Annotated in this window: 26 protein-coding genes, 1 other RNA gene and 1 pseudogene; 16 read left to right on the forward strand and 12 right to left on the reverse strand. The window is 57.5% G+C overall.

The window, feature by feature from the left end; genetic code table 11:
* Positions 1–81: 81 nt before the first annotated feature.
* Positions 82–516, reverse strand: a complete 435-nt coding sequence (locus tag D3791_RS14120; protein ID WP_172512568.1) for a hypothetical protein — start codon at positions 514–516, stop codon at positions 82–84.
* Positions 513–1,286: an alpha/beta hydrolase gene (locus D3791_RS14125; RefSeq protein ID WP_022876825.1), complete on the reverse strand. Its 774-nt coding sequence runs from the start codon at positions 1,284–1,286 to the stop codon at positions 513–515. Before D3791_RS14125 ends, D3791_RS14120 begins: the two co-directional genes overlap by 4 nt.
* A gap of 136 nt (positions 1,287–1,422) precedes the next feature.
* Here D3791_RS14125 and D3791_RS14130 point away from each other — a divergent pair, with 136 nt between their 5' ends.
* A complete protein-coding gene (locus tag D3791_RS14130; RefSeq protein ID WP_172512569.1) occupies positions 1,423–2,094 on the forward strand; it encodes a lysophospholipid acyltransferase family protein in 672 nt (223 codons plus the stop codon).
* Positions 2,095–2,171: 77 nt separating this feature from the next.
* Entirely contained in the window at positions 2,172–3,566 is a 1,395-nt protein-coding gene (locus D3791_RS14135) for a class II 3-deoxy-7-phosphoheptulonate synthase (RefSeq protein WP_022876827.1), read from the forward strand.
* Between the two features lie 53 nt (positions 3,567–3,619).
* On the opposite strand, the gene D3791_RS14140 is transcribed toward D3791_RS14135, so the two are convergent.
* Entirely contained in the window at positions 3,620–5,827 is a 2,208-nt protein-coding gene (locus D3791_RS14140) for a Stk1 family PASTA domain-containing Ser/Thr kinase (RefSeq protein WP_172512570.1), read from the reverse strand.
* Between the two features lie 199 nt (positions 5,828–6,026).
* Positions 6,027–6,275, reverse strand: coding sequence for a WhiB family transcriptional regulator (locus tag D3791_RS14145; RefSeq protein WP_013348560.1), 249 nt, complete (start codon positions 6,273–6,275; stop codon positions 6,027–6,029).
* Between the two features lie 377 nt (positions 6,276–6,652).
* Here D3791_RS14145 and D3791_RS14150 point away from each other — a divergent pair, with 377 nt between their 5' ends.
* Positions 6,653–7,045, forward strand: coding sequence for a hypothetical protein (locus tag D3791_RS14150; protein WP_172512571.1), 393 nt, complete (start codon positions 6,653–6,655; stop codon positions 7,043–7,045).
* A 9-nt stretch (positions 7,046–7,054) separates the two neighbouring features.
* On the opposite strand, the gene D3791_RS14155 is transcribed toward D3791_RS14150, so the two are convergent.
* Together D3791_RS14155 and D3791_RS16935 are read right to left on the reverse strand one after the other, a co-directional pair.
* Entirely contained in the window at positions 7,055–10,180 is a 3,126-nt protein-coding gene (locus tag D3791_RS14155) for an FtsK/SpoIIIE domain-containing protein (protein WP_246242127.1), read from the reverse strand.
* 45 nt (positions 10,181–10,225) lie between these two features.
* Positions 10,226–10,729 (reverse strand): annotated as a pseudogene (locus D3791_RS16935) (FHA domain-containing protein); the annotation flags it as partial.
* Positions 10,730–10,981: 252 nt separating this feature from the next.
* On the opposite strand from D3791_RS16935, the gene D3791_RS14160 reads away from it, so the two are divergent.
* The 13 genes from D3791_RS14160 (at position 10,982) to D3791_RS14220 (ending at position 21,963) form a co-directional block, all read left to right on the forward strand.
* Entirely contained in the window at positions 10,982–12,208 is a 1,227-nt protein-coding gene (locus tag D3791_RS14160) for a TadA family conjugal transfer-associated ATPase (RefSeq protein ID WP_022876831.1), read from the forward strand.
* Positions 12,205–13,056 carry a type II secretion system F family protein gene (locus tag D3791_RS14165; RefSeq protein ID WP_172512573.1) on the forward strand — a complete coding sequence of 284 codons (852 nt, stop codon included), beginning with the start codon at positions 12,205–12,207 and terminating at the stop codon, positions 13,054–13,056. The genes D3791_RS14160 and D3791_RS14165 overlap by 4 nt, the downstream gene beginning before the upstream one ends.
* Positions 13,057–13,202: 146 nt before the next feature.
* A complete protein-coding gene (locus tag D3791_RS14170) occupies positions 13,203–13,994 on the forward strand; it encodes a type II secretion system F family protein (protein ID WP_246242138.1) in 792 nt (263 codons plus the stop codon).
* Positions 13,995–14,053: 59 nt separating this feature from the next.
* Positions 14,054–14,287: a hypothetical protein gene (locus tag D3791_RS14175; protein WP_152485579.1), complete on the forward strand. Its 234-nt coding sequence runs from the start codon at positions 14,054–14,056 to the stop codon at positions 14,285–14,287.
* Positions 14,288–14,296: 9 nt separating this feature from the next.
* The gene (locus D3791_RS14180; protein ID WP_172512985.1) at positions 14,297–14,716 is read left to right on the forward strand and encodes a TadE/TadG family type IV pilus assembly protein; all 420 of its coding nucleotides are present in this window, start codon (positions 14,297–14,299) and stop codon (positions 14,714–14,716) included.
* On the forward strand, positions 14,709–15,155 hold the full coding sequence (locus D3791_RS14185) for a TadE/TadG family type IV pilus assembly protein (protein ID WP_172512574.1): 447 nt from the start codon (positions 14,709–14,711) through the stop codon (positions 15,153–15,155). The genes D3791_RS14180 and D3791_RS14185 overlap by 8 nt, the downstream gene beginning before the upstream one ends.
* Before the next feature lie 495 nt (positions 15,156–15,650).
* Positions 15,651–16,766: a peptide chain release factor 2 gene (gene prfB / locus D3791_RS14190; RefSeq protein ID WP_022876838.1), complete on the forward strand. Its 1,116-nt coding sequence runs from the start codon at positions 15,651–15,653 to the stop codon at positions 16,764–16,766.
* Positions 16,767–17,046: 280 nt separating this feature from the next.
* Positions 17,047–17,844, forward strand: a complete 798-nt coding sequence (ftsE, locus tag D3791_RS14195; RefSeq protein ID WP_022876839.1) for a cell division ATP-binding protein FtsE — start codon at positions 17,047–17,049, stop codon at positions 17,842–17,844.
* A complete protein-coding gene (gene ftsX / locus D3791_RS14200; protein WP_022876840.1) occupies positions 17,841–18,755 on the forward strand; it encodes a permease-like cell division protein FtsX in 915 nt (304 codons plus the stop codon). Before ftsE ends, ftsX begins: the two co-directional genes overlap by 4 nt.
* Before the next feature lie 55 nt (positions 18,756–18,810).
* A complete protein-coding gene (locus tag D3791_RS14205) occupies positions 18,811–20,244 on the forward strand; it encodes a M23 family metallopeptidase (protein WP_022876841.1) in 1,434 nt (477 codons plus the stop codon).
* 54 nt (positions 20,245–20,298) lie between these two features.
* Positions 20,299–20,772 (forward strand): SsrA-binding protein SmpB, encoded by a 474-nt coding sequence (smpB, locus tag D3791_RS14210; protein ID WP_022876842.1) that lies wholly within the window; start codon positions 20,299–20,301, stop codon positions 20,770–20,772.
* Between the two features lie 118 nt (positions 20,773–20,890).
* Positions 20,891–21,259: a transfer-messenger RNA gene (gene ssrA / locus D3791_RS14215) on the forward strand.
* A 230-nt stretch (positions 21,260–21,489) separates the two neighbouring features.
* On the forward strand, positions 21,490–21,963 hold the full coding sequence (locus D3791_RS14220) for a DUF2568 domain-containing protein (RefSeq protein WP_022876843.1): 474 nt from the start codon (positions 21,490–21,492) through the stop codon (positions 21,961–21,963).
* A 72-nt stretch (positions 21,964–22,035) separates the two neighbouring features.
* Here D3791_RS14220 and crcB read toward each other — a convergent pair whose 3' ends face one another.
* From crcB to aroA, 6 genes are read right to left on the reverse strand one after another with little or no spacing between them, the layout of a single operon-like run.
* Positions 22,036–22,422, reverse strand: a complete 387-nt coding sequence (gene crcB, locus D3791_RS14225; RefSeq protein ID WP_343034499.1) for a fluoride efflux transporter CrcB — start codon at positions 22,420–22,422, stop codon at positions 22,036–22,038.
* Positions 22,419–22,847 (reverse strand): fluoride efflux transporter FluC, encoded by a 429-nt coding sequence (locus D3791_RS14230; protein WP_061952561.1) that lies wholly within the window; start codon positions 22,845–22,847, stop codon positions 22,419–22,421. Before D3791_RS14230 ends, crcB begins: the two co-directional genes overlap by 4 nt.
* 8 nt (positions 22,848–22,855) lie before the next feature.
* The gene (locus D3791_RS14235; RefSeq protein ID WP_172512575.1) at positions 22,856–23,467 is read right to left on the reverse strand and encodes a metal-dependent transcriptional regulator; all 612 of its coding nucleotides are present in this window, start codon (positions 23,465–23,467) and stop codon (positions 22,856–22,858) included.
* Positions 23,467–24,267 carry an inositol monophosphatase family protein gene (locus D3791_RS14240; RefSeq protein WP_022876847.1) on the reverse strand — a complete coding sequence of 267 codons (801 nt, stop codon included), beginning with the start codon at positions 24,265–24,267 and terminating at the stop codon, positions 23,467–23,469. The genes D3791_RS14235 and D3791_RS14240 overlap by 1 nt, the downstream gene beginning before the upstream one ends.
* Before the next feature lie 13 nt (positions 24,268–24,280).
* Positions 24,281–25,372: a ribosome small subunit-dependent GTPase A gene (gene rsgA, locus D3791_RS14245; RefSeq protein ID WP_172512576.1), complete on the reverse strand. Its 1,092-nt coding sequence runs from the start codon at positions 25,370–25,372 to the stop codon at positions 24,281–24,283.
* Positions 25,372–26,652 carry a 3-phosphoshikimate 1-carboxyvinyltransferase gene (gene aroA, locus D3791_RS14250; RefSeq protein WP_246242143.1) on the reverse strand — a complete coding sequence of 427 codons (1,281 nt, stop codon included), beginning with the start codon at positions 26,650–26,652 and terminating at the stop codon, positions 25,372–25,374. The genes rsgA and aroA overlap by 1 nt, the downstream gene beginning before the upstream one ends.
* Between the last annotated feature and the right edge of the window lie 167 nt (positions 26,653–26,819).

Here is a 26,819-nt window from a genome sequence, read left to right on the forward strand (position 1 = left end):
CCCCATGAGCAATGGCGGGTAACCCGCATCACATTTTATTACTTTACAGTAACCTACAGCGCTGGACGCTCCAAGTTCACGTCAGACCTGAGCCCCATCATCTCCCGGATCGCGGGAAGTGGGAAGACGCTTGACCAAGTAGGCAATTCCAGCCAGGGTGGCGAGTGCCAAGCCGATGACCACAAAAGCCGGCGCGGAACGGAAGAACAGCACGCATAGCAGCAACCCGATCGGTCCGCCGGCTGCCGCCGTCCAGGCCAGGTTGAGCATCGGGTCCCCGGAGCCCAAAGCGGCCGGCTCGTCAGGGACAAATGGCTCATCGGATTCCTCTGGCGCAAAATCCCGCGGCCCGTTCATGGCGCCAGGTCCGGTATTAAACAGCTTTTTGAGCTGATCTGCGCGTTCCTGGGCGCTGGGTTCGCGAGGCGCTTGCGCGTCGAGCTTCTGGAAGTTCTTCACCAGATCATCCCATCGGGGATCTTCCTGTTCTGGCGGAACGGCGTCGGACTCGGTCATAGGTGCCTTCCTGCGGTGCCTGGCGCGATGCCGGAGAGCTTGGAGAAGAAGCGGGCGGACTCGTGGAAAATCTGTTCGGCGTCATAATCCAGCGTGGCCACGTGCTTTGAATGCAGCAGCATATGGTGTTCGGCCAAGGTCCCCGGGGCCAGCCCCGCGACCAGTTCCCGTACCGAGGCTTCGGAGACCACATTGTCAACGGTCGATCGAAACAGCTGCACCGGCGCGGCCACCAATTCCAAGCGTGAACGGGTCTGGGCGAACAGGGCGTGCAGCTGCGCCACAGCCGCGACCGGCGTGCGCGGATAAGCTCCCTCATCCATTCCTCGTTTGGCGATGTCATTGCTGATGGGCGCCACGCTGCGCAAGACATGCTTCAGCCAGGGCGTGAGCGGCGCCAGCTTGGAATCGACGACAAGCCCGGGGTTCACCAGCGAAATCCCGGCAACGTTGCGCCGGGTGGCCAAGTGCAAGGCCAGGGCGCCTCCCATGGACAGCCCGGCCACGAATACCTTCTCGTGGGTGCGGGCAAGATCGTCGAAAGCCTCTTCGGTGGCTTGGATCCAGTCGCTGTAGGCCACCGGAATCATGTCTTGCCAATGAGTCCCATGGCCGGGAAGAAGCGGCACCGCAGTGGCGAATCCCGAGCGCTCCAATGATGCAGCCCACGGCTGCATTGCCGTCGGAGAGCCGGTGAAGCCATGGATCAGCAGCACCGCGCAGGTATTGCGCGACGGGAGATCCGAGGTGTTTTGTGAATCATTTTCCATTATGGCCACTCCAATTTTCTGCTTGCACCTTCGAGCGTAGTGCACAATTGAAGTGTGCGGACAGTGTCACGAGTTCTGTGATCATCGCATGTCCCCGTGACAAAGCTGAACCCCGAGAAGAAGGAATTTTTCTGCCGTGCTGTACGACTTCCTCAAGCGATTTGCCGTTCGGCCACTGGTGAAGATCTTCTTCCGGGTAGATCTGCAGGGCATCAATAACATCCCGCAGTCCGGGGCGGCGATCTTGGCTTCAAACCACCTGTCGGTCAGCGACTCGGTGTTCTTGCCGGCGATGCTGGAACGGGCAGTGATTTTCCTGGCCAAGGACGAATACTTCAATGGTCGCGGGCTTAAGGGGCGCATCACCGCGTGGTTCTTCCGCAATATCAACCAGCTGCCCATGGATCGTTCCGGCGGCCAAAAATCAGCGGCTTCGCTGGCCAGCGCAAAGCAGGCCCTGGATGAGGGGAAGATCCTGGGGATCTACCCCGAAGGCACCCGTTCGCCTGACGGACGGCTGTACCGGGCCAAGCTCGGAGTCGCGAAACTCGCACTGGAATCCGGGGCTCCGGTGATCCCTGTGGCCATGATCGGCACCGACAAGGTCCAGCCGATCGGGCAAAGCCTGCCGCATCCGGGGAAGATCGAGATCAAAATCGGCAAGCCGCTGCACTTTGGGCACCTAGCGGGAAAACACGACGATCCGCAGGCGCTGCGAGCCTGCGCCGATGAAATCCGGCAGGCGATCAACGTGCTCTCCGGGCAGAGCTACGTCGACGTGTACGCACCCCGCAAAGCCAAGAAGTAGAAGCCTGCTCACAGTATTACGCGCCGTTGTTACATTCGTCGCGGTGCTTTGCCGTTCAGGGACGTAGAATCTTCAAGGTGAGCGAAGTAAACCGAACCCCATTGCCCGGCTCCTCTGTAGCCGGCCCCGCCACTGATCCGCAGCTAGATTTGTGGCGTGAATTGCCTATTGCCCAGCAGCCAACTTGGCGCGAGCACAAGGACTATCAGTCCTCCATCAACGAATTGGGTTCGCGTCCTCCTCTGGTTTTTGCCGGCGAAGTAGATGTCCTGCGCGAGCGCCTGGCTCAGGCCGCCCAGGGCAAGGCCTTCCTGCTGCAGGGTGGTGACTGCGCCGAAACCTTTGCCGACGCTACCGCCGACAAGATTTCCGCACGCGTACGCACGATCCTGCAGATGGCCGTCGTATTGACCTACGGTTCGTCGATGCCCGTCATCAAGATGGGCCGCATGGCCGGCCAGTTCGCCAAGCCGCGTTCCTCGAATGACGAGACCCGAGACGGCGTAACCCTGCCGGCATTCCGCGGCGACATCGTCAATGGCTACGAATTCACCGAGGAATCGCGGGCCCACGATCCGAAGCGCATGGTGCAGGCCTACAACACCTCATCGGCCACGCTGAACCTGATCCGTGCCTTCACCCAGGGCGGCTTTGCCGACCTGCGCAGCGTCCACTCGTGGAACAGCGGATTCATGGCCAACCCGGCGCACTCGGCGTACGAACAGCTTGCCGGCGAAATCGATTCGGCCATCCGATTCATGGACGCCTGCGGCGCGGACTTCGAGGCGCTCAAGCGCACCGAATTCTTCGCTTCGCACGAAGCCTTGCTGCTGGACTACGAACGTGCCTTGACCCGCACCGATTCCCGTACCGGCCTGCCTTACGACACCAGCGGCCACTTCCTGTGGATCGGCGAACGAACCCGCCAGCTGGATCACGCGCATATCGATTTCCTTTCGCGCGTGCGCAACCCGATTGGCGTGAAGCTGGGTCCGACCACCGAGCCGGACGACGCGCTGCGCTTGATCGAGAAGCTTGATCCAAACCGCGAACCAGGCCGCCTGACCTTCATCACCCGCATGGGCGCGAAGAACATTCGCGAGAAGCTGCCAAACCTGGTTGAAAAGGTCACCGCTTCCGGTGCGCAGGTACTGTGGGTCACCGACCCGATGCACGGCAACACCGTCACCAGCCAGAACGGTTACAAGACCCGCAACTTCGATGCAGTCATGGACGAAGTCCGCGGCTTCTTCGAAGTGCACGACTCGCTGGGCACCTTCCCAGGCGGTCTGCATGTCGAGATGACCGGTGACGACGTGGCCGAGTGCCTCGGTGGCGCAGACCCGATCCGCGAGGAAGACTTCGACTCGCTGTACGAGTCCGTCTGCGACCCACGCCTAAACCACCGCCAGTCCCTGGAAATGGCCTTCCTGGTTTCCTCGGCGCTCCAAAGCCGTAGCCGCAACCGCTAAGGCATAACGCGAAGGCTCGGTTCCACACTGGAACCGAGCCTTTGCCGTACCTGCTAGAAAGCGTAGATGGTGATCTCGCTGCCGAGGATCGCTTTCTGGTTCAGCGGCGTCTGCATCCTCACTGTTTGATCCTGGCCGTCAAAAACGCTGTGGGTCTTGACCTTGAAGCCAGCTTCTTCCAACGCCGCGGAGGCGTCCTGGACGCTCAGGCCGACAATCGATGGAATCTGGACGTATTCGGGCCCGGCGGACAGGTTGACGGTGATGGAGCTGCCGAATTCCGCGGTACCCTCAGCCGGCTCCTGCGAAGCGACCAGACCCTGTCCGATCTGCGCTGAATGAACATCGGCGCCGGATTTCAAGGACAGCCCGACTGCGCTGAGCTTCTGCGAAGCCTCATCGCGGCTCAGACCGATCAAGGAGGGAACCTCGACCGGAGCGTGGCCCTTGGAAACGGTCAGCGTGATGGTGTTCTTTTTTGGCAGCCGCTTGCCGGCCTCGGGGCTGGTGCCGATGACCGCACCGGTCTCAACCGTCGAGGAATACTCTTCGCTGGTGCTCAGATTCTTGAAACCGGCCTTGGCCAACGACTTCCTGGCGCTCTCCAGCTTCAGGTCAGCAACATCGGGAACGTCGAATAGTTCTGCTCCTTGGGAAACCGTGAGCTCTACGCCCTGGAATTTCATGATGTTCTTGCCAGTGCTCGGTTGGGAATCGACCACTCGGCCGATGGCGACCTCGTCGTCGTAGGCAGTATTCACCCGGACGGGGACGCCCTGGCTGTCTAGTTGTGCGATAGCTCGTTCCTGGAGCATGCCGGTGAGCGATGGAATGCGCACGATCGTACCCGGACCGCGCCCGAAGAACCATCCAGCGCCGGCAACCAGAGCCACGATCACGATCCACATGAGGGTGATGACGAACTTCTGCGTGCCCGTTCGCGGCTTTCGAAGCTGGTGCGTAGGAATCTGGGCTTCCTTGCGCCACCGCTTATTGGCCTGCTTTTGCGCGCGCTTCGAGTCCCGGGGGCTTGGCGCATTCTTGATTGACTCGGGCGCAGGCTGGGCAAGCTCACCACGCGTATAGACGCTGGTCGCATTCAGGGGAGGCGCGCTGGGCGCATCGCCGGTCTGCGCAAGCGCGACAGTGGCCTGGGCGTCGCGTAGATCCAGGACCTCGGTTGCGTCGCCAGCGGCGATGACCGTTGTGGGGGATTCGCTGGATTCCTCGTCGTCAACCTCATAGCTGCCATCACCGGAGGTGGAATTGAGTTCGAGCCATTGCTGTTCACGCTCGAATTCCCGGTCGCGTTGCATGGCGTCAAGGCGCTGTTGCAAGGTCGTCGGCATATGGGTGAATGTTTGCGGGATCAGGTCTTCGACAGTCCCGAGGGAATCCGCGCCGAGATCCAGTTGCTCATCGGTGAGCGTCGAGTGGATCTGGCGGACTTCCTCCAGCAGCAGCGAGGCATCCTGGGGGCGCTTTTCGGGATCCTTTTCGGTGCACCACTGGACCAGCTCATCGAGGTCTGCTGCCAATCCCGGAACTGTTTGCGACGGCAATGGCATGGGGGAGTCCAAATGATGCTTCATCATGGCCGCTGGATTCGTTTCCGAGTACGGCAGCTTGCCGGTGAGCATTTGGTAGATCATGATGCCCAGAGCGTAGATATCGCTGCGGGAATCAGCAGAGGATCCGGAAACAAGCTCCGGAGAAACGTGGGACAGCGTTGCCAGCAGGGTTGCGGATTGGGTGTGCGCGCTGGCAGCGCGTGCCAGGCCGAAGTCGGTGAGCTTGATTTCCCCGGTATCGGCCAGCAAGACATTCGCGGGTTTCATATCCCGGTGAATGATTCCTTCGCGATGGGCTGCGCTGAGCCCGTTGCAAATCTGTTCCAGCACGCTCAGCGTCTGACGGGGTGTGAATCGACCACGTTCGGAGATGACTTGGTCGAGGTTTCGGCCGCGCACGTACTCCATGACGAGGTACACGAGATTGTCGCTGACATTGTGGTCGCGGATTGAGACCACGTTCGGGTGCGTGATATTCGCGGCGATCACGGCTTCCGATTGAAAGCGTTCGCGTATGGTGGGTTCGCTCGCATAATTGTCGTTCAGAATTTTCACGACGACCGCGCGATGGAGCCGCTTATCCATGCTGCGGTAGATGCGGGACATGCCGCCAAGGGCTAGAAGATGGTCGAGGCGATATCTACCGTCGAGAGTTTTGCCCAGATTCGGGTCCGTCAGGGCTGAACTCATTTTCCGTCTGCACCCGCCTGAATTGTGCGCGCGAAGCAGGCCAAAGTCACTAACAGATCCTTTCGAACATGAATACTACTTTTAATCTACCTAGCCGAGCTGGCAAAATGCCGGTTAAACTCGAAATCCGCCAGTGGTGTTGACCTCTGGCGGATTTCGATTGGCGTCTCGGGTTGCGAGATTTACCTCGAGCGCATATTTATGAAGCGCGACGAGCACGTGCAGCGCGGCGCTTCAAAGCGCGACGCTCATCTTCGCTCATGCCGCCCCATACGCCTGCATCCTGACCGGACTCAATAGCCCACTGCAAGCAAGTTTCGGTTACTTCACATCGACGGCAGACGCTCTTGGCCTCTTCGATCTGCAATAGGGCCGGACCGGTGTTTCCCACTGGGAAAAACAGTTCCGGATCCTTTTCCAGACACGCCGCGCGGCTACGCCAATCCATGCTTATTGATGCTCCTTGAAATCTGAGAGGGGTCTGAAGGGCCAACGGCAAGCAACGGAGGGGTAACAACTAATTAGGAATGAAATTAAATCCTGATTACCCAACGGTTACCGATTGGCTCTTCTGATCTTCGGTGAGGACCGATTGGGCTCCTCGTTTAACCGACCACATAAGGTTTTCATGTTACGAGGAAGTAAACAAGAGTCATGATAGCGAAATGTTGCTGAATGCCTGAGTGCTTTCTCACATGGCATTTGGCAGGCAAGTCCGCTAGTACCTATTGGTGTGGCCTCGACTACAGCGAGGGCGCTCATGGCAGTTTGAGTTCCTGCCAGACGTCGACGAAGATTGTTGACGTGAGCCACCAACAAAGTAATATGCCCCGACCAATCAGTGTTGTCATCGTAGCTGTATTAGTCATGCTCGAAGCGCTGGCAGTACTGGGATACGCCATCAGCTACCTGGGAAACCTTTCGAGTAGTGGCGTAGTCAATGTCGGCGGGCAAATCTTCATGCTGGTGCTCTGCCTATTGCTTGCTATCTGGCAAGGTTCCGTGGCTATTAACTTCTTCAAGGGCAAAGCCTTTACCCGGGCACCAATCATCGTCTGGCAATTGTTCCAACTCATCTTGTCAGTCTCGTTCCTTAGCTCCGATATCGCCATGGTCAAGATTGGGGCAGTGGTTTCGATCCTGGTCGCCGGCGCGAGCATTGTCCTGCTCTTCGCTCCGAAAACCACGGCCTTCTTAGGGGATCGTCCCGCGCAGTAGTTGCCAGCTTCAAGGCTCTCGGGGAACGAGCACCATGCGGGGTTGACCGTAGCGAGCGACGACGGCACGCCAGTAGGGCCGACTTGTTCTCTGGGGGTCTTGGTGTAGAGCTGGCCACTGCATTGGTTGCGTGTCCTGAGAATGCTCTGCCTCGACAATTGCGATTTCCCGGTCGTCTATAGTGACGGACGGTAGACCGAGTTCATAGGCGAGCCGTACCGTAGGCGGCGTAAAAAGTACCAAACGCATATTCGAGGCCTTGAGCCGTTCCAGATTAGCCAGTAGTCGTGGATCTGCAGTGCTGTCTAAATTGACGCAAATGAGGTGCGGACGCATCTTTCTCCCAGAATCATAGTCATCAAGTGCGGCTGCAAAGTCCTCGATGCCGTTTGAATGTGCGGCCTTCCAGCGTTTGGCCAACGAGGAAGACAACGCCAACCGCTCTTTGTCATCGGGACAAATCATGATGAAGCGAGCCTGATGGGGTAGGGCGACGGGGCTGCCGGTAAATGGGCTGGAGCCAAGAAACTCAGTCTCGTCATCGGATATCGGAAACGCTGAACCGGGGTTCAAACTGGTATCAATCCAGGCACCGTCCCTGAGGCGCTCGGCCCGGGCCGGAGCAAGTTGGAAAACCTGGGCTGAATGATCCGAATTCAGTATCACTCCTCTGCCTGGAATGGGCGAGCAGGCGGGAATTTTGGGCCAGATCATTCTCAGTGACTCTGTGGCATTGAGCGGGAAATACCACTGGGTCGTGAACAGGCCACTTGACTTCAGGCAGTTCTGATCACGATCAACAGCGCAAACAATAAACGGGCCCCGCGAGTTGCCGAGCCGCAATAAGGACCCCACCGCTTCGTCAAAGCGTTGAAAATGTTGAGGCGGTAGGCTCGATTGCAGCTGCGCCAAGGAATGAATCATGATGACCAGGGATTCGTCTTTCGGCCCTGTTTCCAGGAAGTCCAGAGCATCCAAAAATTCGTAGGGGTCTTCCCCTGTCACGACTTTGAGATTCCCATATTGATTTGCGTCTTGGACCGGTGAAGGTCCAAAACACAAAACTTTACGGGGGAGTGAAACCATGTGTTCAAAGGCCATTCGAGCACCGGCTTCTGGCAATCCGCAGATAAGCAGGGAACGCCTCCCCGGCGTGTTGATGAGCAATGGTTCTAGCGTTCCGCCAGCTAAGTTATCGCGCACACCGCAGAAAATTGCACCTTCCTTCCGGTCCCTCCAATCTGTCGGGATGGGAACGTCGTAGATGCTTGGGGGAAGCGGCGGAGCGAATCCGGATTCGCATGCGGGCGCAGAACGCCAGCGCGAGGCCACCGATTCAACTAGTTCCTTAAGCGGATCCGGGTCGAAGCGTTCAGACGTAGGACCGAACGTGGCGAATTTGGATAAAGATATGTCGTTGCGGTTGCGCTCAAGAATCTCTCCTTTGATATCAGGCTCCGCTGCGAGATGAAATTGGAAATGCTCTGTAGGCCTTGCTGAACTTCTGATAATCGCCAGTCCGGGGCGATCCAGCAAAGTCGCCGCAGTTGAGCCAACGAGTTCAACAGACTCGCTAGGGTCATTAACCCGCAGTGCGATAACCGCATTGATATTGGCGCGTGTTTGGCCGGTGAGAGTGCCAGCCGGACGTTGTGTACTGAGTATCAAGTGGATCCCTAATGCCCGTCCCACCGCTGCCAGTCGGTCGATTCGTTGTCCGGCTGTTGGCAGGGTTTCGATAAATACCCGAAACTCATCGACAACCACGACAAGCCTAGGCATCGGCTGCGGCGGTGAAGTAAGTAATCGGTACTCGCTGAGATCGCTACAACCGTTGTCAGCAAGCATCGCTTCCCTTCGGCGGACCTCGAATTCGAGCTGTTCAAGCGTGCGTTGTGCGCAGGAGTTGTCTAAATCGCTGGCGAAGAGTTGGACGTGAGGAAGATGCTCGAAAACCGATAGTCCTGCGCCACCTTTGAAGTCGATCAATGCGAACGCCAATTGCTCTGGTGAAAACTGGAAGGAGAGGTCGGCGACGATGCGACGCAGCGCCTCAGATTTTCCAGAGCCAGTCGTTCCGCAAATCAACATGTGCGGTCCATCTGCATCGAAATCTACTGAAACTTCGTCACCGGATTTGCTGACCCCAATAACAGCTTGAATTCGATTGCCCGGTTCAATGAGCTGTCGTATCGAGTTTGATTTGTCCGTTGGTGTAATGGATATGAACCGTTGGACTATGCGGTCAAAACGCGTCAAGCTCAATTTTTGCAGCGCTGTGATAGAGAAGCGCTGATCTGGCATATGGGATGCCAAGGAATCGAGCACTATCCAATGCTCTGAGGTCGCCCAGAGCGCTGGTCCCAATCCGACAACGAGCGTATCGGGCAACGGTCCAGTCGGACTTGTTGTCAGATAGATGGTCTTGAGCGTTGGCTTGTCGCCGCCCAGGAAATTGTGCTCGGGTGACGGAGGCATAAGCGTGGTCGCCGTGGCATTCCGCAGTAGGAGCAAGGACGCCGGCAAACAATGAATAGCTGGATCGATCACGAGCGAAAGCCTGTTCGCCGCGATGTGCGGCAAGAATCGCGCCAGTACTCCAGCGAGGATTTCTCCCATGTCTTGCCCTTGGCATCCGACCAGTTGCCAAACGCCAGGTGCAGCGGGAGCAAAGACAGGACCTTGCCACGGGGTATCCAGCTTTTTCTTCTTAAGCTTTGGCCAAGTTTTGTGGGGGTGCTGAGGCTGATCCGATGCGGAAGCTTGCGGTGACCATTGGCCGTCGCCCCAAACTAGGGGAGGAACCTGTAGAGAACTGATGCCGAGAGTTATCGCATCCAGCCCTGCCACAATGGCATGCCCCAACGGGGGAGCATATCGGGACCTGGCTTCGACAGCCATGCTGCGTTGCGTGGACATGGACCGGTTCCAATGTCTGAACTCTGCCACGATCTGGCATGCCGGGACCAAACCCATCAGGGCGGAAACTCCACTAATGATCAGAAAAAGCATCGTTCCCATCAGGACTGCTAGGAGGATTCCGGTAAGAATCGGTACGAGTGCGGCCAGCATGAGCATCACCAATCTGCTCATTTCAGGCCGTGGCGGGAGCAGGACTTCTAAATCGTCAGCCATGATCCTCGTTTTAGATTCCAAGGCAACGGGGTCTCCCACTGCGAATGTCGTATTCCCCAGGCGAAATCGGGACCCTGAAGCCAAGTCCATCGAGCTGCAAGCAGTGCCGTCCTCACGAAACAATTGATGGTTGGCAGTCGCCACTATCCGTATCCGCCGAGCCGAAACACTCAAGATTGCGTGGCAACGTGAAATTAGTGGATCCTCAAGCCACAGCGGGGCACTACGGCCAATGGACTGCTCTCCGTGCGTCATGGATATCCAAGCACCGGAATCTGGGCCGCTGATCACGTAGAGCTTGAGCACTGACGTAGCGGCCATAGGTTTGGGAGGTATCCGCGGTATGTCGCTCAGGACCAATCTCTGATCTGACGCGAGGGTTCCAAGACTCTTGAGATTCTCTTGTTCGACGTACCACCGTTCATTTGGAAATGAGCACCGGAGAATGGAAGCCAATTTTTCACCAGTCAATCTCCCACTGGACGCCAGCTCAAATTGACGTGGATGCTGGAAATTTTGGGATATCAAGAGAATTTCGTAGCGGGCCATGGAGAATCCTGATCAAAAGTGACGAACAGTATGAGAGCAATCAAAGCCTGCTAATCAACCTTCTTGCATAACTAAAAGACAGCCTGTGGAGAATGAATCTTCGGTTATCCACAACAGGGAAAGCTCTTGAAAGCTTGCCGAAGTGCCTATAGCATCCCTTGTCATACGAACTTGAATGCTGCACCGACGATGCGCTCGCCGATGGTCCCCGACTTCGGGATTCTTTGATACGAAGAACCACAGGAGCTCGTTGTGGAAGCACTGTCCATCGTTGAAGACGAAGTTCGTGAGCTGGTGAGAAGGCGCGGACTCGATCCGGCCAAACAGCCTACGATGATCAAGTCATTGATCGAAGAAGTCATCAGGGACTATGACGAGCGTGCACTGCTTGGCGCAGTACCTTCACTTGGATCGCTCGATGCGGCCCGTCAAACGATTTTCGACAACGTTGCTGGCTTTGGCGCTCTTCAGCCACTACTCGATGATCCGACGGTCGAGGAAATTTGGATCAACGCTCCACATCAGGTTTTTTGCGCCCGAGGTGGGCAGAGCCAGCTGACCCACATTCGCATGGAATCGTCAGAGATCGCGACGTTAGTTGAACGCATGCTCAAATCTTCGGGCCGACGGCTGGATCTTTCCCAACCATTCGTAGATTGCCAGCTTCCGGACGGATCCCGTCTACATGTTGTCATCCCTGACATCACACACGAACATTGGGCCGTGAACATTCGCAAGTTCATCGCCAGGGCCGGAAAACTAGACGACTTGGTGGAACTAGATTCTCTGAGCCGGCCGGCGGCGTTGTACTTGTCTACGGCCATTAATGCGGGCCTCAATGTGATCGTCACGGGCCCGACTCAAGCTGGCAAAACAACTATGCTTAATTGTTTGGCTTCTTCAATTGGCCCGCGTGAGCGCATCATCACCATCGAGGAAATTTTTGAACTTAATCTGTCCCTGCGCGATGTAGTTGCCATGCAGACGCGATTGGCAAACCTTGAAGGAACTGGCGAAATTTCGATGCGTCGCCTTGTGAAAGAGGCGCTTCGAATGAGACCCGATCGGATCATTGTGGGGGAGGTCCGAGAAGCTGAATCGCTCGACATGCTCATCGCCTTGAATTCCGGTATTTCAGGACTGTGTACCCTCCACGCGAATTCAGCACGGGATGCGATAACGAAGATTTGCACTTTGCCTTTGCTCGCGGGGCCGAATATAACGAGCGACTTCACCATCAAAACTGTTGCTGCATGCATTGATTTGGTCGTTCACTGTGTCCGAAGCCCAAGCGGACACCGATACGTCAATGAAATCCTGAGCATCCGGAATCGCGTGGAAGCCGGGCAAATTGAGTCCTCGACCTTGTTTGAAAGACGAGACGGAGTACTAATCGCTTCGCAAGGTGCTGATTGGGAACACGAAAAGTTCGAACTGTCCGGAATCAATATCGCGGAGCTAATGGCGGTGCAATCATGATCGCTTTCTTTGCGCTGCTTGGAGGTCTCGGGCTAGCCATATTGGTTGATTGGCTGCTCTTCGCTCCGTGGGTGCGAGCACCAAAACGGAAGTCAATGATCAAAACAGCCCTTCTTCAAGCGGGAATGACGAGTGTGTCACCAACCAAGTTCGTGATGATCTGTTTGGTATGTGGATTGGTTTCGGGACTATTGACCTTGGGGCTTACCGGAGCATGGCTCTTTGCGCTGTTGTTTTTCAGTTTCGGCATTTTCGCTCCATGGGCATTCATCCGGCACCAAGCTTCCAAGCGGCGGGCCGCATTACAAGAACAATGGCCTGAAGTTGTCGACCATCTCAGAAGCGCCATCCGTGCCGGACTATCGTTGCCTGAAGCTTTGGGACAACTAGCAACTGTTGGCCCGCAATTGCTCAGGCCCCAATTCGGTGATTTCGCATTGGATTATCGGGCCACAGCGAATTTTAGCGTTGCGCTGGATCAGCTGGGCGAGCGGTTGGCGGACCCGGTGGCTGACAAGATTCTCACCACTCTTCGAATCACTCGCGAAGTTGGCGGCACAGACCTGGGACAGACCTTAACAACTCTTTCCGCATTCTTACGTGACGACGTTCGCACGCGAGGTGAATTAGCTGCAAGGCAATCGTGGATCGTATCTGCCGCGCGACTAGCCGTGGCTGCACCTTGGATCCTGCTTTTGATCTTGGGAACTCAGGAAGCGGCAAAAGACGCGTACATGACTGCCGGAGGGGTCATTGTTCTGGGCGTGGGTGTGGGAATTTCCATTGTCTGTTACCGGATTATGCTCAGGCTTGGCACGCTTCCTGTTGAAGACAGGGTACTGTCATGAATTCTTTTACGTCGTGGGCGGCACTGTGCGGACTCGGATTTGGCCTTGGGATATGGATCATTCTGAGTAATCTTCCCGGATGGAGACAGATGGCGTTCGCAGAGCGAATTGCCCCACACGTTCGCGTAGGTGTTAGGAGCTCTCGGATGCTTGAGGACTCCTGGCATTCGGAGTCGGGACACTCCGCTCTGGGTCAACTTGCGTCACCGGTGATTCTGCAGATCCGTAAATTCGCCACAAATCACAGCCCTTCAAATGACATCCTCAAGAAAAGGCTCAATGCCGCGGGCCTTGATATCAGCTTGATCGACTATCGGTCACAGGAAATCATTTGTGCCTTGGCGGGCGTGGTTGCAGGATCCGTGTGCACAGCACTCGCGGCTATGCAATATAACTTGTCGGTCGTCTTTTCGATCCTCGTGGTTATTTGCTGTGGGGTGTTGGGGTACGCGTTGCGGGGTTGGTGGCTCGGGGAGCAAATCCATCGTAGAGCTCGCAAGATATTGACCCAATTTCCAACCGTCGCAGAAGTCCTCGCACTGACTGTTGGCGCGGGGGAGTCCACCACTGGGGCGATTGAGCGAATCTCTCGTATCTGTCATGGAGTGATAGGCGACGAATTCGTGAAGACCCTTAACGACATCCATGCCGGAACGCCGATGGTTCAAGCGATGCAGAATATGTCGGATCGCATGCAGGTTGGAACAATCGCCAGATTCGTCGACGCAATTGTCGTAGCCACGGAACGTGGAACTCCTCTTGCTCAGGTATTGCGCGATCAGGCGCAAGACGTTCGTGATGCATCAAAACGCGAACTCATGGAGGTTGCCGGAAAACGGGAGATCCTGATGTTGGTTCCGGTTGTTTTTGGCATCCTTCCGTTGACCATCGTGTTTGCCGTATTCCCAGGATTAGCGCTATTGGAGATGAGCTATTGATAGGAAAGAACAACGAGATCAAGCGCAACTTAAATCAACGAACCACTGGAAGGAAAGTCATGTATAGCATTCAAGAATTCTTATTGGTCTTCTTCTTAAGAGGGGCATCGTTCATCAGAAGAATGTGGGCGAAAGTATCGCCGAAACTCGTGGACAGCAGAGGTGATGTGCCTGGTTGGGTCATGATCACCCTGATGTCAGCGGTCCTTGTGGCAGCTTTGCTGGCTATTGCGGGTCCACGACTTCAGGATCTATTCAATCAAGCCATTGATCGGGTCTCGGGCCTGGGCTAGCAGTCGATGATGCGTTACGTCGTGTTCCGGAGTAAACCGCGATTTCTGCGACGGCTAGTGGGAGATTCCCAAGGATCTGCCGTTGCAGAATTTGTCATGATCACGACGTTGTTGGTCCTCATTGCGATGACGCTGATCCAACTCGCACTCGTTCTGCATGTGCGTAATACGTTGATCGATGCTGCTTCCAATGGTGCTCACTATGGTGCCTTGGCGAATCGGTCAAGCGCTGACGCCCAAGACAGAACTCAACGCTTGATCGCAGAGAGCTTGCATGCAGGTTTTGCTGGCAACGTCGGTGTTCAAACCGCACAAATCGGCGAGAACCAGGTAATTACAGTATCGGTTGATACGCGAGTGCCCCTGATCGGATTGCTACCGAACGGCTGGGATCTCCATGTGCAAGGCGAAGCGGTGAAATATGGCTGATTTACGACAGGCGATTTCGGCGTTCCTGCGCAAAACAGCACGCGACGAAGACGGAAGTGCGATCGTGGAGTTTGTATTTGCGGCAACAGTGTTGCTAATTCCCATGGTCTACCTGATCCTTGCTGCCAGCCATCTGCAAGCTGGAAGCTATGCGGTGGTTGGCGCTGCCGACCAAGCAGCGAAGGTCTTTGCCATTTCCGATACGCCAGTTCAGGCCCAATTGAATGCAAGGGAAACAGTCAGCCGTGCGATGAGCAACTTTGGGTATACCGATGCGACAACCACTATTTCCTGCGACGCTGAGTGTCTGAGCCCGGGAAGCGTTGCAACGATCACCGTTGAGCTTGATGTCCCCTTGCCCTTCGTCTCTGAGATGTTTGAAGCTTCGGTATTTTCAGTTGATGCAGCCGCATCTCAGAGGGTTGATCAATTTGGCTAGGCGCAAGATCGTAAAGAATCGGATCTCTTCGGATGAAGGACAGTCCTTGGTACTCGCTATCGGCCTCTGCGCCGTAACGCTCTTGACGATTTCGGTCGTCTTAGCTGCTAGCGCAGTCAACCTGAAAGCACGCCAACTGTTGTCTATCGCCGACGGAGCAGTGGTCGCTGCAGTCGATGAGTTTGAATTCGTAGCCGATGGGCCAAACCCCCGAATTGAATTGAACCAACAAAGGGTCCAGCAAGCGGTAAGCAGGTACCTGTCCGATGTTGGAGCTGCCGGCAGAATTGATAATTTACGGATTTCTTCAGTGAGTATCCGCTCTGACGGGCAGGGAGCCACGCTTCAACTTTCAGGATCCGTTCAACCGCCGATTGTCGGTTGGATTGTTCCGAATGGGGTTCCGATTACAGTGAACTCCACGGCTCAGACGGTACTCAGCCGATAACGGAGGAATCAGGGATTGCCACCGAAATGACGTAGTCTTAGAAGACCATGGCAAAAACTGACTTCTCTGCTGAAATCCGCACACTGCGCTCAACTTTCGCTGCAATTGAAGATGTAAGCGATGTCGATCAGATCAAGGCTGACATTGCGACGCTCTCTGAGGAAGCAGGCGCCCCTGATCTTTGGGACGATCCCGCAGCTGCGCAAATTGTCACCAGCAAGCTTTCTTACCGCCAGTCGGAACTCGAACGGCTGACTAAGCTCAAAACCCGTATTGATGATCTTGAAGTACTCGTTGAGCTGGCTGAACTCGAAGACGACGACGAAACGTTGCAGGAAGCCGATAAAGAACTCGTCAGCATTCACAAGGCCTTGGACGATCTTGAAATTGTCACCTTGCTTAACGGCGAATTTGATTCGCGTGGTGCCGTGGTGACCATCCGCTCGGGTGCCGGCGGCGTCGATGCCGCGGACTTTGCTGAGATGCTCATGCGCATGTATCTGCGTTGGGCCGAAAAGCGCGGTTACAAGGCGACCGTGATGGACACTTCGTACGCGGAAGAAGCTGGCCTGAAGTCGGCTACTTTTGAAATCGATGAGCCATACGCATTTGGCACTTTGTCCGTTGAAGCTGGAACGCACCGCCTCGTGCGAATTTCTCCTTTTGACAACCAGGGGCGGCGCCAAACTTCATTTGCCGCTGTTGAAGTCGTCCCTTTGATTGAACAGACCGACAGCATCGAAATCCCTGAATCTGAGATTCGTGTGGACGTGTTTCGGTCGTCCGGTCCTGGCGGACAGAGCGTTAACACGACAGACTCGGCAGTTCGCATGACACATATCCCAACGGGTGTTGTTGTTTCTATGCAGAATGAAAAGTCGCAGATTCAGAACCGAGCTGCCGCGCTTCGTGTTTTGCAATCCAGACTCCTGCTCTTGAAAAAGGAACAGGAAGATGCTCAGAAAAAAGAGTTTGCCGGTGATGTGAAAGCCTCATGGGGCGATCAAATGCGTTCGTACGTGCTCAATCCGTATCAGATGGTTAAGGATCTGCGCACCGAACATGAAGTTGGAAATACTCAAGCGGTGCTTGACGGCGAAATCGATGATTTCATCGATGCCGGCATCCGCTGGCGTGCAGGACAGCGCCGCCCGAGCAAATAGTAGATCTCGCGAATACTTATCGAGTTGGATGGACTTGCCACAAATAGTGTAAGTATCATCACCGAAGCTCTACATGGAGAGCGAAAGACATCAGGTCATTCAAGATCTCTGCCATTTTTCCTGGCTGTGCGTATCAGATGAATATGGCAACACACCTAGGATTTAGGCGGGTTCGGCGGGTTGCACCGATAGTGTTTGGAACACTGGCGCATCTATTGACGTTTGATCTCGAGATAGGTATTCGTGGGTCGCGCCCCGACGAAGACTAGCGATTGAAGACATGATTAAATTCGAAAACGTCTCGATGGTTTATGAGCCAAGACAGCAGAACGCTGCATTGGACGATATAAACATCGAGATCAGCCGCGGCGAATTCGCCTTTTTGGTCGGTGAATCCGGTTCCGGAAAATCGACCTTCCTGAGTTTGGTGCTCCGTGAAAAGCGATCCACCGACGGAGCTGTTTACGTTGCAGGGCAGAACCTGAACCGGATCCCGAGCCGACGCGTGCCAAAACTGCGTCGCGATATCGGGTTCGTCTTCCAGGATTTCCGGCTATTGCGCGAACGCACGGTCTTTGACAACGTGGCTTTCGCGATGGAAGTCATTGGTGCTTCGCGAGCACAGATCCGTGAACGTGTTCCCGACGCATTGAAGCTTGTAGGACTTGAAGACAAGGCTCGCCGCAAGCCAACTGAACTGTCGGGCGGTGAACAGCAGCGAGTAGGTATTGCACGTGCCATCGTCAATAAGCCGTCGATCCTGTTGGCCGATGAGCCTACCGGTAACCTCGACCGAAAAAACAGCATCGAAGTCATGAACGTGCTGAACCGCATCAATCAAAACGGCACCACCGTTTTGATGGCGACGCATGCACATGAACTTGTCAGCGAATATCGTCATCGCGTGATTGAACTGCAGCGCGGACAGGTGATCCGCGATGAGATCGAAGGCCAGTACACGCCAATGACCACCGTGGTGAACCAGGATGGTTCCCGAGAACTCCTCTTGGGCGATTCCGCTGTGGAGCACGACGAATATTCGCAGGTTGCTGAGGACCAGAAAGATGAGGACCAGTGAGACTAGGATTTATTCTCCGCGAAGCGGCGAAAGGCCTTCGGCAGAATATCGTCATGGTCGTTTCGGTCGTACTGGTGACTTTCGTATCGCTGACGTTCGTTGGCGCTTCGATCCTTCTGCAGCTGCAGATCAACCAGATGAAGGGTTACTGGTATGACCGCATGGAGGTAGCGATCTACCTCTGCGACGACACCAGCACCTCACCGAATTGTGGTGGAAACGAAGTCACCGACGCGCAGCGACAGAACATCGAAAAGGTTCTCAAGTCTGAGCAGCTGGCCCCTTACATCAAGGAATATGCCTACGAGTCGAAGGACCAGGCGTATAAGAACTTCCTTGATCAGTACGAGAATTCATCCCTGGTTGACCAGATCACTCCGGCCCAGCTGCCCGAGTCTTTCCGAGTTGCGCTGGTAGATCCCGAAAAGTATCCGGTGATCAATGAAGCGTTCTCGACGGTCGACGGTGTGGATTCCGTGATCGATCAGAGGGACTTGCTTGAGAAGGTCTTCCAACTCGTCCGGGTGGCGTCAGCTGCGGCCGCAGTGGTGGCCATCGTCATGATTGTTTGCGCCGTCTTGCTTACCGGCACGACTATCCAGCTCTCGGCAATGCACCGACGCTTGGAAACAACCATCATGAGACTGGTCGGAGCTTCAAAAGCGACGATTCAGCTTCCATTTATTATTGAAGGTGTTATTGCTTCGTTGATAGGTGGATTGCTGGCTTCGGGTACTTTGTGGCTGCTCCTCAAGTTCCTCGTTGAAGACAAACTCGCTAGCGAAAATGTCGGCGTTGCCTTCATTTCGACGGGTGAAGTTTGGCTCGTTGCGCCTGTCCTCTTGATAATTGGTATCGTTTTGGCCACAATTTCATCAGTGGTAACGTTGAAGCGTTACCTGAAGGTTTAGCCGAAACGTTATCTTCGGCCTATCTGAAGCACGACGAAACTCTCTAAGGAGCCACATGCTGTCCAACGCAGTGCGAAGTAAGTTCTTGCGCGCCACCCTTGGTGGCGCGATGGCACTGGCTTTAACGTTGCCAGCTGGGCTAGTCGTTGCTGACGAGCTGGATGACAAGAAGGCTCAGGTTGAGGGAAACATCAACAACCTTGAGCAAGACATGGAATTCCTGGACGCCGACATTCAGGCGACAGACCAGAAGCTGCGTGAGCAGCAGGCACAGGTCCCTGCGGCAGAGCAGGCATTGGCTGACGCGCAGAGCCGCGTCGCCAATGCCCAAGCGGCTGTCGCTGACCTGAATGACCGACTGATCGCCGCCCAGGGCACTCGCGATCAAGTTGCAGCTGAAATCGAGGCGAATGCCAAGAAGATCTCCGAAGCAAAAGAAGCCATGGCTTCGATCGCATCGGAAGCCTACAAGCGCGGCGGCGTCTCTAGTGGCCTGGACATGATCCTGAATATGGATTCGGCCACCGAGATCGCCGACGGGTTGGACCTTGCGAATCGTGCGATGGAATCGCAGAGCGCAACCTACAACGATCTTGCGCAAGAGCAAGCGAACAACGAGAACAACAAGGTTCGACTTGATGCTGTTGAGAAGGAAATCTCATCGCTCAAGTCCCAAGCCGAGGACGCGCTGGCTCAAGAGCAGGCAGCCCGGACTCAGGCACAGAACGCGAAGAATGAACTGGACGCGCTGGTTGCCAGCACCGAAAAACTTGGCGCTGAGCTCGAAGCCAAGAAGCCTCAGATTCAGGCCAAGCTGGCTTCGCAGCAGAAGGAATACGCTCAGGTTCAGGCTGACATCAAGGAACGCCAGGAACGTTTGCTGCGCGAAGAAGCTGAACGCAAGCGCAAGGCGGCAGAAGCTGAAGCCAAGCGCAAGGCGGCATACGAAGCCGAGCAGAAGCGTCTGGCCGAGGAAGCTGCGGCAAAGAAGAAGGCCTACAAGAAGAAGGCCTATGTTCCTTCGACCCCTGCGGAACCTGAGGTCAACACTTCCAATGGTTCCAGCGCCTGGGGCTTGGTAAAGCCGACTACCAGCAACAATCTCACCTCCAGCTTCGGGTGGCGCCCAACGCCTGCCGGAACCATTGACTACGGTGGACAGGGCGGATACGTTCACGCCGGAATCGACTGGGGCTTCGGCGGCCAGTGCGGTGCGCCAATTACGGCTGCAGCTGACGGTGAAGTGTGGATGGCCGGTTGGGGCGGTACTTCCGGAAATAAGGTTCTTATTTCCCACGGTGTCGTCAAGGGCAAGGCCTTGGCCACCGGTTACCACCATATGTCGCGCGTTGCCGTTAGCGTGGGGCAGCACGTGAAGCAGGGCCAGGTTATTGGCTACGTTGGCACTACCGGTAACTCCACTGGATGCCACCTGCACTTCGAAACGGTCGTCAACGGCACGGCCGTGAACCCATTGGGACTTCTCTAGCGCTAGACTTGTAGTCTGCGTGCGAGAATCCGTACGCGACATGCAAGGAGTAACGTGGCTAAGAAGAATCAAGAAGATCGGGTGATCGCGAGCAACCGCAAGGCGCGCCACGATTTTGAAATCCTCGATACCTTCGAAGCTGGCATGGTCCTCACTGGAACCGAAGTAAAGTCGCTGCGCGAAGGCAAAGCTTCGCTCGTTGACGGCTTCGGCCAGTTCTACCGTGGTGAGCTTTATATCGAGAACGTCTACATCCCGGAGTACCTCAACGGCTCGTGGACCAATCATGCGGCACGTCGCCGTCGTAAGCTCTTGCTCCACCGCCAAGAACTGCTCAAGATCGAACGCAAGATCGGTGAAGCCGGCTTGACCGTTGTTCCGCTGAGCTTGTACTTCAAGTCGGGGCGGGCAAAAATCGAGATCGGCGTTGCTCGAGGCAAGCGCGAGTATGACAAGCGCCAGACCTTGCGAGAGCAGCAGGATAATCGCGAAGCATTGCGAGCCATGCGCGAGCGCAACCGCCGCTAGCGCAGAGATTTGGTTGTGGCGCATCTTGCTTTGGGGAGACCGGGCAAATGAGCTATGATTGATAGACACGCCTTCGGGCGTGGTTGCATCCGGGAAACCGGGACTGACAACAAAATACGGGGATGATCGGTTTCGACGGTGTGAGTCGCGACAGATGAAGCGGGCCGAGGACGCAAAGTTATCTCGTAAACGCCCTTTGCAAACCAATAAGTGCCGAATCAAAGCGCACTGACTTCGCTCTCGCTGCCTAAGCAGCCAGACAGTCCGTTAGCCAGAGGTTGCTATCGCCTCTGATCCTAACGTCATTTAGATAGCCACTGTATCCAGCGGTCGTTACCGCTGTTGGGTACATATTTAGGTAACTGTGCCCGGATCAACCACATGTTTGCGTGATGGTTGGGGCAGAGAAAATCCGCAGCAAACTGCGCCCGGAGAAGACCTGGCAACACCACATCGGACGGGAGTTCAATTCTCCCCATCTCCACATTTTGAAGCTCTGGAACCAGGCATTGTGCCTGGTTCCAGAGCTTTTTTGTTTGTAAATCATTCGCCACGCCTCACGCTGCCCCCATGGATAAAGACCTCCTGTCTGGCGCTAAACACTTGTGGAACTTCGCGAGTCTATTCGCGGCTTTGAGGATTTACACATAGACTTGAGATGAAAGCCGGAGATAACTGGTCGGTGGACAGCGTGGAATTGGAGTGAGATTAAAGTCGATGGGTAAAAAAGGCTCCCAGCGGGTATCACCGTTCCTTTCGGGCATCTACGCGGTGGTTGCCTTCCTGCTTGAGGTAGGACTGCTTTTTGCAGCCGCTCTCGCGGCAATCGCGTTCATTCCTTGGCCAATGATTCTGGCTATTTTGGTAGTTGTCATCCCATTGCTGGTGATTTGGTCGCTCTTCTTCTCGCCGAAGGCCGTGGTCAAGCTCCGTTTGCGCACTCGCGTCCTGCTGATCCACATCATCTACTTGATCGGTGCCTACGTACTGTGGCTCAGCGTTGACCACAGTTTTTACGACCAATCCCAAATCTGGGCGATTGCCATGCTGTCGCTCACGGGGATCAGCGCGATTTTGGTTCTCGCTACCGGCGGCTATGTGGTGCCGCACGATCGCACTCCGAAACCGGTCAAACCTGCCCCCAACCGCCAAGCTACCGGAGCACCCAAGGGACGGCGAGCCGCCCGCTAGCAATAAAGCCCAGCCTCGAAAGGCTGGGCTTTTACTTTTTGCAGGGGAGTCGGAATATTCTTCGCTACGTGCCTAGAGCAGCGAAGCGAGCAGATAACCGCCGTAAGCCGCGAGGACAGAAGCGGCTAAAGTGCCGAGCGCGTATACCAGGCTGGCGAGGGTGTGTCCGGCCCGCAGCAGGCGCAGGGTATCAAAACTGGCCGTTGAGAAGGTGGTGTAGCCACCGAGCAACCCGGTGCCCATGGCAAGCAGCCACGCGCTATCTATATCGGTGATGGCCAGCAGGCCGGTGAGGAAACCGAGCAGCAGCGAGCCGGAAATATTAATCGTGAACGTGCCCCACGGAACTATGCCGCTGATTCGCGACGAGATGAATGAGTCGAGGACATAGCGCAGCACCGCACCCAGTCCGCCGCACAGCGCAACGACTACAAAGAGCGCCAGGGTCATAGCCATCATTTGGCACCGCCAGATGACGATGTGCGCCTAGCACCCGCCAGCATTCCGAACCAGGTCGCCACAGCCCCGAGCACGACGGTGCCCAGTCCGTAGGCGAGGGCGGCAGCGGCCGAACCTTGGCCGAACAACAACATGGCGTCGGTGGCCAGCGCGCTGTAGGTGGTGAAGCCGCCCATGAATCCCGTGCCAAGCAGCAACCGCAGGTTCTTGCGCCGCGGCGTCTCGGGTCCCCGGGCCGAAAGCGAAGTGAGCAGCCAGCCCAGGGCGAAGGCGCCTGAGATGTTGATGAGCAAAATCGCTACCGGTATCGATCCGTGTTGCGGCAGGGCGAGGCTGACTGCCAGCCGGCTGGCGGTCCCGGCGCAACCGCCGACGAAGACCAAGAGCACTTCGATCGGGCGCAGGGCGAATCGTGTGGTGGGCATCTTGCGGTTCACTTTGAGCCAGAGCCACGGACCCAAATCAGCGAGGCCTCGATGTAGTCCAGCTGGTATGGCAGTTCGATCGACGCGCCGGGCACGAGACCCTGGGCTGCTGCTCGGCGAAGGAAATCCGGGTCTTCGTCGCTGATGCGATCGATAATGGCCCTCTGTCCGGTATAGCGATCAAGGCGCACTGCTTGGGAGACCGGAAGGCTTCCATCGGCGGCGGGGATCGCATCGCCGTGGGGATCGTGGCGGGGGTGGCCTAGCCGAGCATCCAGGGCATCGATGAAGCGGTCGCTGACGGTATGCTCCAGGGCTTCGGCTTCATCGTGCACCTCGTCCCAGCCGTAGCCCAGTTCGTCGCGCAGGAAAGTTTCCAGCAGGCGATGGCGTCGCACCATGCGCAGGGCTTCGCGACGGCCGCTGGGGCTCAGCGCGACGGTCTTTCGCGGCACATGGTTGACCAGGCCCTTGCCGGAGAGCTTCTGGATCATCGAGGTCACCGAGGCAGGGGACAAGCCCAGCTGATCGGCCAGCGCCCCGGTGCTCACCTCGGTATCTTCCCATTCGGTGAGCGTGTAGAGCGCTTTGAGGTAGTCTTCTTCGCTGGTGGTCAGCATCAGCGGTTCAGGTAGGGGAGGATGGCTTCGTGCAGTTTGCCGTTGGTCGCCAGCGCATTGCCGCCATGGCAGCCTTCCTTGCCGGCCACCGAGGTGAAGCGCCCGCCAGCTTCGCGGACGACCGGAACCAGCGCGGCCATGTCGTAGAGTTCCAGCTCGGGTTCGAAGGCCGCGTCCACGGCCCCTTCAGCCAGCAGCGCATAGGAGTAGAAGTCGCCGTAGCCGCGGGTGCGCCAGGCGGTATCCAGCAGGTCCAGGAATCCGTCGAGCTTGCCAGCGTCCTTCCACCCGTTCAGCGAGGCGTAGGCCAGGGAGGAATCGGCCAGATCGGCGACCGAGGAGACCGAGATCTGCCGGATGGATTGTGCACCGTCCGAGCCCGGTTCGCTCACATAGGCACCCAGCCCGGTCGCTGCATGCCAACGGCGGCTCAGCGCCGGAGCGGATATGACGCCGAGCACAGGCTCGTCGTCCACGAGCAGGGCGATAAGCGTGGCCCAGACCGGGACCCGGCGCACAAAGTTCTTCGTGCCGTCGATCGGGTCGATCACCCAGCGCCGCGATCCGCTGCCGTGCACGCCGAATTCTTCGCCCAGGACCGAATCCTCGGGTCGGTGCTCGGCCAATTCGGCCAGGATCAGCTGTTCCGCGCCGCGGTCCGCGTCGGACACCGGAGTCATATCCGGCTTGGACTCGACGACCAGGTCGTTGGAGCCGTAACGTGCCAAGGTCAGCTTGTCGACCTTTTCGGCCAAGGCCAAAGCGAATTCGAGATCTTGCTCCAGGGTGAAATCTGCCATGGTGTACCGGCGCTTAAAGCGCGCCGAGCTCCTTTTCGTGCGTGGTTTCCTCGGTGGTGACCAATCGGCGGTATGAGGCCAAGCGATCGGCCGGTTGGCTGGTTTCGGCCGCTTGCGCCCAGGCTTCCAGGGCGCAGCCGGCCTCGCCGGCGGCATGGGTGCAGCCGCGGGGGCAATCGGTGGCGATTTCGGCAAGGTCCTCGAAGGCCGCCAGGATGTTATCCGGATCCACCAGGCCCAGCCCGAAGGAGCGGATGCCGGGGGTGTCGATCAGCCACGAGCCTGGAACCTGGCCGAAGCGCAAGGCCAGGGCGTTGGAGGAGGTGTGGCGTCCGCGTCCGGTGACCGCGTTGACGTGCCCGGTGGCGCGGGTCGACCCGGTCAGCGCGTTGACCAGCGTGGACTTGCCCACCCCGGAGTGGCCCAGGACCACCGAAACGCAGCCGGCGAGCAGCTCGTCCAATTCCTTCAGCGCGTTCGCATCCAGGCGGGCGCTGGAGCCGTCGGCGCCCCGGGCGTCCACGCCGGAGGCATCGGCCGTGGTGGTGCGGGAAATGACCACCGGGAAATCCAGTCCCTCGTAGTGCGCCAGGAATTCGGCAGGATCCTTCACATCGGCCTTGGTCACGCACAGCACCGGCTGGATTCCGGCATCGTAGGCGGCCACCAGCGCGCGGTCCACAAAGCCGGTGCGGGGTTCTGGATTGGCGGCCGCGACCACGATGACCAGCTTGTCCACATTGGCCACGACCACCCGTTCGGTGGCGTCGGTATCATCGGCGCTGCGCCGCAACAGGGTGGTGCGCTCTTCGATCCGCACCAGGCGGGCGAGGGTATCGGGCTTGCCGGAAGTATCGCCGACCAGCGCGACCAGGTCGCCGGGCACAATGGCCTGGCGGCGCAGTTCACGGGCGCGGGCGGCAATCACGATGCGCTCGGCGCTGGTGTCCTCGTCCAGGATCGCGGTATACCGGCCGCGGTCCACGGTGATGATGCGGCCGATCTCGGCCTTCTCATAGGCCGGGCGGTCCTTGGTGCGGGGGCGTGATCCGCGCTTGTTCGGGCGGACGCGGACCGACGACTCGTCGTATTCGGAGTAGCGCATCAGCCGGCTGCCTGCGCGGTCGCGGCCATATCCGCCCACAATTGCGGGAATTGCGGCATGGTTTTGGCGGTGGTGGCGATGTTTTCGACTCGGATCCCGTCGATGGCCAGGCCCAGCAGGGCGCCGGCGGTGGCCATGCGGTGGTCGGCGTAGCTGTGCAGATCAGCCGCGTGCAATGGGCCCGGGGTGATCTGCAGGCTGTCCTCGGTGGCTGTGACCTTCACCCCGACCTTGCCCAGCTCGGTCTCCAATGCCGCCAGGCGGTCGGTTTCATGTCCGCGCAGGTGCCCGATGCCGGTCAGCGTGCTCGGGGAGTCGGCCAGGGCGCACAATGCCGCGAGGGTCGGGGCCAGTTCGGAAGCGTCGGCATAGTCGATGCCGCGCAGCTCGCCGGTGGAGCGCACCCTCAGCACCCCGTCCGCCCCATGGTGGACCTCGGCGCCCATCGCGGTCAGGATCTGCACCCACTTGCCGCCGACTTGGGTGGTGGTGGCCGGCCAGAAGCGGATGCCGACGCTGCCCTTGCTGGCCAAGGCCGCGGCGAGGAATGGGCCGGCATTGGACAGGTCGGGCTCCACGGTGACCGTGAACCCGCGCAACTCGCCCGGTTGGATGCGCCAACCGCGCTGGTCATCGTCCACGGTGATCTGCACACCGAGTTCCCTGAGGGTCTGCACGGTCATCATGATGTGATCCGGCGAAGCGATCGGCCCATCGGCGGCGCGCAGTTCCAGCCCGCCGGGCAGGGCATGGCCGACAAGCAACAGCGCCGAAATGAACTGGGAGCTGCTGGAGGCATCGATCACTACCGGCCCAACCGGCTTCAGCCCGCTGGCATCCATGGTGAAGGGCAGCATGCCCTGCTCGCCGGTGAAGCTTATGGCCACGCCCAGTGCCTGAAGCGCGTCGAGCACAGGTGCCATCGGGCGCAGGCGGGCGTGCGGATCGCCGTCGAAGCTCACCGTGGCACCGGCCACCGCGGCCAGCGGCGGGACAAAGCGCATCACCGTGCCGGCCAGGCCGCAGTTGATCTCCAGCGGCCCGCGCTCCAAGGCTGCCGCCGGGGTGATGACCACGGTGGTGGAGCCATCGGGCTGCTCGGTGCGTTCGATCCCGGTCCCGAAACTGGCCAGGGCCGCGAGCATCAATTCGGTATCGCGGCTGATCAGCGTGTTGTGGATGGTCGAGGGCGAGGAGGCCAAGGCCGCCAGGATCAGATAGCGGTTGGTCAGCGACTTCGAAGCGGGCACCGAAACGATGGCGTCAACCCCGGTGGCCACATGCGGGGCAGGCCACCAGTCGCCTTCGTCGTTCGGTCGATCTAACTGGGAGTTTCCAGAGGCGCTTGCAGTGCTGATTGCTGATCCTTAGGCTCGTGCGGTTTTAGTTAAATCCTAGCCGAGATCGGTGCGGGAATAAGGTTTTAGCTCCTGTGGTTATACCCAGT

This window comes from Glutamicibacter mishrai (genome assembly GCF_012221945.1).
Lineage (GTDB): Bacteria > Actinomycetota > Actinomycetes > Actinomycetales > Micrococcaceae > Glutamicibacter > Glutamicibacter mishrai.